A 1732-nucleotide genomic window follows, 5' to 3' on the forward strand; every position below is an offset into this window, starting at 1 on the left:
CAATAAACGCTTATCATAAAAGCCTCCTGATTTATTATCTTGTTATATTATACAAAAACTTTTAAAATGTGTCGAGTACCTATGACTAAAAATGATAAAAAATTTATAAAAATTGATAAATCGGTTTTTAGCCCCAAAAACCCCCTTATTATCGCGGAGCTTGGGACTTCCCATAGTGGCAGTATTGATAAGGCAAAAGACTTGATTAATGTCGCCGCCCAAGCCGGAGCAGGCTGTATTAAAGTCCAAATGGTCTTTGCCGATGAGATTCTTTCCCCAAATACAGGGGAAGTCCTCCTTCCCGGCGGTAAAATCAGGCTGTATGACAGGTTCAAGTCCCTCGAATTGGGGTATGAATTCTATGAAGAAGTCAAAAAATATACAGAATCCAAGGGGCTATTGTTCCTTTGTACCCCTTTTGGGCTGAAAAGCGCTAAAATTTTAAGAAAACTTCAGCCAAAAATGGTAAAAATCGCCTCTCCAGAGCTGAATTTTACAAGTTTACTCGAAGAAATTGCCGGTTGGGGGCTTCCTGTACTGCTTTCTTCGGGGGTTTCACGCTTGTCAGACATAGAAACTGCCGTAGAAATCTTTAAAAACAAAAATAATTCTTCAATATGCCTTTTGCATTGCGTTACATCCTACCCCGCTCCCGAAACCGACTACAATTTGAATGTTCTTCCCAACCTTGCGGCAATTTTCGGCATTCCCGTGGGGGTGAGCGACCACAGCTCCGACCCTGAGTTAGTCCCCGCACTTGCCGTAGCTATGGGGGCAACAGTCATAGAAAAGCACTTTTGCCTATCCAAAAGCGACCCGGGTCTTGACGACCCAATTGCCCTACCGCCCGAAGAATTTTCCAAAATGACGCGCGCAATTCAGCGCGCCGCACAAGCCGCACAGAATGAAACAATCGCCTATTACAGCCGTGAACGGGGGGAGGACATTGTACGTCAAATTTTGGGTAGCGGTATAAAAGAGCTTGCCCCTTCCGAGAAAGCCAATTACCTCCTTACAAACCGCTCCATTCACGCGCTTAGAGATATTCAAAAGGGCGAAATAATTAAAAAAGGCGATTACGCATGTTTAAGGACAGAAAAAATTCTGCGACCAGGGCTTGAACCTTGTTGGGAAAAAGCCATTGAAGGACGAACAGCGAGGAATTTTATCCCCTCAGGAGAAGGGATAAGGTTTGAAGATATTTAATTAATTTTATTCTTCTATCTCTTTAGCGCCAAATGTTTTACCGCACTTTTCGCATTTATAAACACTAGGCTCAGTTTCTTTTATGTTTCTGGAACTGCAATAAGGACAATAAGAAATAATTTCCGTCGGGCATCCTGTAATAAAAACACCAGCAATAATAATTAATAATATTAAAATAAAACTCTTTTTCATTTATATCTCCTTATTAGTATGGATTCTTACCAGCGGCAAATACTTTCTTGCACTTTTCGTTAGTACATTCATAGTATATTTCCGTTCTGGATGTTTCCTTGTTGAATTTTTCTATTGCTTTTAAATTTGTCTGACCGCAAAAAGGACAGTAGGTAACAACTTCTTTTTCACAAGAAACAAGAACTAATCCTACAACTGCAATTATTATAAAAAAAATAAGCGTCTTTCTCATATTAAATCTCCTCACCTTAAATTAGAGACATCTATAATTTTACTATACACCAATCTTTTCAAAAAATCAACAAAAAAATGAACAATATTTTAGTTTCTATAC

The 1732-nt window shown here is 39.3% G+C and carries 3 protein-coding genes; 1 reads left to right on the top strand and 2 read right to left on the bottom strand.

Annotated elements, in window-relative coordinates:
• Positions 1-81 precede the first annotated feature (81 nt).
• Entirely contained in the window at positions 82-1206 is a 1125-nt protein-coding gene (locus ACYVTD_RS12395; protein ID WP_461248064.1) for an N-acetylneuraminate synthase family protein, read from the top strand.
• A gap of 6 nt (positions 1207-1212) precedes the next feature.
• Here the strand turns inward: ACYVTD_RS12395 and ACYVTD_RS12400 are convergent, their stop codons facing one another.
• Positions 1213-1398: a hypothetical protein gene (locus tag ACYVTD_RS12400; RefSeq protein ID WP_461248065.1), complete on the bottom strand. Its 186-nt coding sequence runs from the start codon at positions 1396-1398 to the stop codon at positions 1213-1215.
• 13 nt (positions 1399-1411) lie between these two features.
• Positions 1412-1630, bottom strand: a complete 219-nt coding sequence (locus ACYVTD_RS12405) for a hypothetical protein (protein WP_461248066.1) — start codon at positions 1628-1630, stop codon at positions 1412-1414.
• Positions 1631-1732: the final 102 nt, after the last annotated feature.

Source organism: Treponema sp. R6D11, from assembly GCF_054786075.1.